Source organism: Mesorhizobium sp. M2A.F.Ca.ET.042.01.1.1 (genome assembly GCF_003997405.1).
Lineage (GTDB): Bacteria > Pseudomonadota > Alphaproteobacteria > Rhizobiales > Rhizobiaceae > Mesorhizobium.
Genome location: NZ_RZRX01000362.1, coordinates 1 through 4,594, shown reverse-complemented (window position 1 = coordinate 4,594; position 4,594 = coordinate 1). Strand labels below are relative to the sequence as shown.

Annotated in this window: 5 protein-coding genes; 3 read left to right on the top strand and 2 right to left on the bottom strand. The window is 65.4% G+C overall.

What is annotated here, in order from left to right:
• Positions 1 to 223 precede the first annotated feature (223 nt).
• Both EOA23_RS31750 and EOA23_RS31745 read right to left on the bottom strand, forming a co-directional pair.
• The gene (locus tag EOA23_RS31750; protein ID WP_127307002.1) at positions 224 to 1,159 is read right to left on the bottom strand and encodes a sugar kinase; all 936 of its coding nucleotides are present in this window, start codon (positions 1,157 to 1,159) and stop codon (positions 224 to 226) included.
• A 7-nt stretch (positions 1,160 to 1,166) separates the two neighbouring features.
• Positions 1,167 to 2,165, bottom strand: a complete 999-nt coding sequence (locus EOA23_RS31745) for a DUF2125 domain-containing protein (RefSeq protein ID WP_126064189.1) — start codon at positions 2,163 to 2,165, stop codon at positions 1,167 to 1,169.
• A gap of 117 nt (positions 2,166 to 2,282) precedes the next feature.
• Here EOA23_RS31745 and EOA23_RS31740 point away from each other — a divergent pair, with 117 nt between their 5' ends.
• From EOA23_RS31740 to EOA23_RS31730, 3 genes are all read left to right on the top strand, one after another.
• On the top strand, positions 2,283 to 2,804 hold the full coding sequence (locus EOA23_RS31740; protein ID WP_127307001.1) for a gamma-glutamylcyclotransferase: 522 nt from the start codon (positions 2,283 to 2,285) through the stop codon (positions 2,802 to 2,804).
• 173 nt (positions 2,805 to 2,977) lie between these two features.
• Complete coding sequence (locus EOA23_RS31735; RefSeq protein ID WP_127307000.1) at positions 2,978 to 3,925, top strand: aldo/keto reductase; 948 nt, start codon at positions 2,978 to 2,980, stop codon at positions 3,923 to 3,925.
• Between the two features lie 103 nt (positions 3,926 to 4,028).
• Positions 4,029 to 4,547, top strand: coding sequence for a LysE family transporter (locus EOA23_RS31730; RefSeq protein ID WP_127306999.1), 519 nt, complete (start codon positions 4,029 to 4,031; stop codon positions 4,545 to 4,547).
• Positions 4,548 to 4,594: the final 47 nt, after the last annotated feature.

The window sequence follows — 4,594 nt, the reverse complement described above, 5'->3', positions numbered from 1 at the left end:
TCCACGGGCGAAGCAAGGAGCGAAGCGACGCGCCCAGACCCGAGGATCCATTCCGTGACTTCCGAGCGCTGCCGCGCTGCAGAATTCTGCTCCGTTGCACTCCACGGCTCAGATCACGGAATGGATTCCAGGGTCTACGCGACGCCGCTTCGCGGCTGCTCCGCCCTGGAATGACGAGGTTGAGCGGCTTCGGCCAATCCCCAGCGTTGGTGCCGATTGCGTGCTACCCTTGTTCCGATGGCGGCCAGTGCGTTGCCATCATGGCGAGCGTCTCGGCTCTGTCCGGAGCGCCCAGCCTGCCGCCGAAGCGCAGGCATTTGAGCGCGGCTGCGGCGCTGGCGAAGCGCAGGGCCTCTTCCATCGGCATGGCCTCGGCGAGGCCGACGGCAAAAGCGCCGTGGAAAACGTCGCCGGCGGCGAGCGTATCCACCGCCTTGACCTTCGGCGCCTCGACATGGCGCACGCGTCCGGTCGCCCGGTCGTGCCACCAGGTTCCAGCGGCGCCGCCGGTCACCGCGACAAAGGCATCGGTGCGCGAGGCGAGGTCGGCGCAAGCGCTTTCCGGGTCGAGCGCATGGCCGCAGACGATGCGCGCCGCAGGCTCGGACGCGACGATATGCGAGGCCAACGGCAGAAGCCGCTCCAGCACCTCGACGGGTGCTGTATCGGCATCCAGGATCGCCGGACGGCCGATCGATCTGGCCGCGCTCAAGGCGAGCGCCGCGGCGCCCGGCCAGCGGACATCGACCAGAACGGCGTCGAAGCCGGAGAGGTCGGCGAGCGGCAGCGTTTCAGGATCGGCCTGCGCCTTCTTGTCGTAGAAGGGGACGATGATGCGCTCGCCATGCGCATCGACCACGATCGCGGCCAGCGCCGAACGCGCGCCGGGAACCCGGCGGATAAGGCTGCAGTCGATGCCTTCGGCCTTGATGTCGGCGATCAGCTGGTCGCCGACCGGATCGTCGCCCGCGCTTGCCCATAGCGAGACCTCGGCGCCGAGGCGATGCGCGGCGCAGGCGGCGCTCGTCGCCATGCCGGAAGCGATCTGGACGCCGTCGCTGGCGATGAACTTGCCCTGATGCGCGGGCAGCGTCTCGACTCGGAGAATGGTGTCGAGGGTGAAGGCGCCGACGCTGAGCAGTCTGACCGGCTTCGCCATCGTCGTGTTACTCGAGCGGCTTGATCTTGCCGAGCGGAATGAAGCCGAGCGAAGCCTTACCCTTGACGATCTTCAGCGGCATCGACGGTTCCTTCCCGAGCATCGCCAAGGCGGCAAAACCCTGCTCGATTTCGCTTTTATGCTCGGGAACGGCACCGGCGAGGATGGCCGCCACCGCTTTCGGGTCCTTGAGCTTGATCATCAGGTCCCCGTCGACCAGCCCTTCCGCATCGACGGAGACCGGTCCTGATACGGTGATGCGCGCGGTTCCCGATGACAGGTCGAGTTTGGTAATGTCGATCGACTGGCCGCGCAGGCTTTTGGGCGGGGCCGCGATCAACGCCACGCCATTCTTCAGCGTCACATCGCCGCTGCCGTCCAGCGCCGGCAGTACGCGTCCCTCGATAGCGTCCGCATTGATCTCCAGATCGCCGAAGCTGCCGACATAGTTGATGTCCTGGCCGGCCGGCTGCAATTGCCCGGCCGCCTTGCCGGCGCTAAACAGCTGCATCGGATCCGTGTCGTCCTGCGGGTCGGTCTGACCGTTCAGGCCTTCGGCCTGCAGCGAGACACTGCGCGGCAGCGGCCACCACACTTTGACATTGGCGTGCAGCTGGTCCCAGTCGATCCAGAGCGGCGGCATGCCGGGCGCGATCGTGCGCAGCGGCCCGCGCAGATCGGCGACCGGCGACAAGAGACCAGTGATGCCAGCGACGGCGTTGAAGCTCCCGGTAGACGCAGCGACTTTCCGGGCGTCGTCCTCATAGGCGATGTTGTCGCAGGAGACCGTGAAGCTCATCGGATAGCCGCTGACGGTAAGGTTGGCGCAGCCGGCGGCGATGCCCTTGCTGCCTAGCCGCGCCACCGCCTGGTCGGCCTCGGTCTTGAGCCTTTCGGCGAGATAGAACCAGCCGCCGCTGTAGATGGCGAACAGCACGACGACGAACGCCGCGAGCCAAAGCAGCCGGCGGCGGGATTTGGGCGATCGCTCGTCACTTGACGTCATGCTGCGGCTCTCGTTAACCCCGGCGTGCAGGCGTTTGCTTCACGCAAACAAGCGGGGGCAGAAGAAGCACCTTATCGGTGCGGCGTCGTTCACTCGAATGCGATCAGGCTTGGCGATATGGGCGATTTTTGGGTTTTTGGCTATGGGTCGCTGATCTGGCGGCCCGGATTCGCCCATGTCGAGACGCGCCGCGCCAGGCTTTACGGCTACCGCCGCTCGCTGTGCGTCTATTCCTTCGTGCATCGCGGCACGCGCGCAAGGCCGGGTCTGGTGCTCGGCCTCGACCGGGGCGGCTCCTGCATCGGCCTCGCCTACCGCGTCCCCGGCAATCTGCGCGACGAGGTGCTTTCCTACCTGCGCGAGCGAGAGCTGGTGACCAGCGTCTATCTCGAACGCCTACTGGACATCCGGCTGGATGGCGGCGTTTCGGTCGAGGCGGTCGCCTACATCGTCGACCGGCAGCATGAACAATATGCCGGCGCGCTCGATGCCGATCACGCGGCAAGGATCGTTCGCGGCGCCGTCGGCCAGTCGGGCCGGAATGAGGATTATGTGCTGAGCACGCTCGAGCATCTCGAGGCGCTCGGCATCCGCGATCACTGGCTGGAAGAGGTGGGCCGCCAGGTCTCGCCTTCGTGAGGGCTTTTTGTTTTACGCAATTCCGGACGCAAAACCGCGACGCACTTTTGCTGGAATTGCTCTGGTCCGATCAAAAAGCAAAACCATGCCTTTGACCTCGGCCGACCACGACCTAGCTTAGCGGCATCCCATCCCTGGGCGTCAGGCCCGTTCCAGCATCACGGAGATCAGTCTTGCAGAAACGCCGTCTCGGTCGCACCGACCTTTCCATCGCGCCGCTGGTCCTGGGCGGCAACGTCTTCGGCTGGACTGCCGACGAGAAGACCTCCTTCGATCTGCTCGACCGGTTCGTCGGGGCGGGCCTGAACGCCATCGATACGGCCGATGCCTATTCGCGCTGGGTTCCCGGCAACAAGGGCGGCGAGTCGGAAACCATCATCGGCAATTGGATGAAGAGCCGCGGCAACCGCGACAAGGTGGTCATCATTACCAAGGTCGGCTCGGACATGGGCCAGGGTAAGCGCGACCTCTCCGCCGCTTATATCGAAAAGGCGGTCGAGGCATCGCTCAAGCGGCTGCAGGTCGATGTCATCGACCTCTATCTGTCGCACTGGCCGGACCCGGCCACCCCTTATGAGGAGACGCTCGGCGCCTATCAGCGCCTGCTCGAAAAAGGCAAGATCCGCTATCCGGGCTGCTCCAATCTCGATGGCGGCCAGCTGCGCGCCGCGCTCGACGTGGCCAGCCTGCGCAGCCTGCCGCGTTACGAGGTGCTGCAGCCTGAATACAATTTGTACGATCGCTCGTCGCTCGACGGACCGCTGCTCGATCTCTGCAAGGCTGAGGATATCGGCGTCATCACCTATTTCAGCCTGGCCAAGGGATTTTTGAGCGGCAAATACCGCAGCAAGGCCGATCTCGGGCAAAGCGCACGCGGCGAGGGTGTGGCCGGCTACCTCAACGAGCGCGGCATGCGCATCCTTTCCGCGCTCGATGCCGTGGCCGAACGCCATTCGGCCAAGCAGGCGGAAGTGGCGCTGGCCTGGATCATCGCGCGTCCAGGCATCACCGCGCCGATCGCCAGCGCCACGACGCCGGCCCAGATGGACAGCCTGATCCGCGCCGCGTCGCTCACGCTTTCGGCCGACGATGTGGCGGCGCTGGACCGGGCCAGCTCGTAATCTCAACACGCCTTGGCACAGTCGATACTCGCACGATCATCCAAGACGGCCATGACGGTCCCTTCCTAAATCCTGTTGCATCGTGGCAGGAGGAGGGTTCGGCATGGCTGGCAGTGGTCTGGGCGATGCATCCTGGCAGCAAGTGCTGGCGCTTGTTGTGGCCGCGACGGTCGTTATGGGCAGTCCAGGACCGGCGACGATCAGCGTGACCGCCGTTGGTGCGGCTTTCGGCCTGCGTCCTTCGCTGGGTTACACCGCGGGCGTCGTGCTCGGCACGATCGCCGTGCTTCTGGCGGTGGCGGCCGGGATTTTCGGCCTACTGACCTCGGTGCCGGGAGTGGCGCCGGTGCTGGCGATCCTCTCGGCCGCATACATCCTTTATCTCGCCTCCAAAATAGCGACCGCGCCGCCATTTGCCGAGCGCGGGAGCACGGCGACGAAGCCCGATTTTCTCGGCGGCTTCACGCTCGCCGTCGCCAACCCGAAGGCCTATGTGGCGATTGGTGCGGTTTTTGCCGGCGCCGCGTCGCAGGCCGATGCGCTAGAGCGGGATGAAGTCATTTCCGGTCGTATCCTGCATTGGCGAAGTAGTTTGAGCACTCGGCGGGTGTCGTGCGGTTGAGGATCTCGCCGATCGCCTGACAGACGGTTTCGGCCGTCCGTTTGGCC

Coding starts and splice junctions, on each gene's coding strand:
- EOA23_RS31730 (WP_127306999.1), top strand. CDS start 4,029: ATGGCTGGCAGTGGTCTGGGCGATGCATCCTGGCAGCAAGTGCTGGCG.
- EOA23_RS31740 (WP_127307001.1), top strand. CDS start 2,283: ATGGGCGATTTTTGGGTTTTTGGCTATGGGTCGCTGATCTGGCGGCCC.
- EOA23_RS31745 (WP_126064189.1), bottom strand. CDS start 2,165: ATGACGTCAAGTGACGAGCGATCGCCCAAATCCCGCCGCCGGCTGCTT.
- EOA23_RS31750 (WP_127307002.1), bottom strand. CDS start 1,159: ATGGCGAAGCCGGTCAGACTGCTCAGCGTCGGCGCCTTCACCCTCGAC.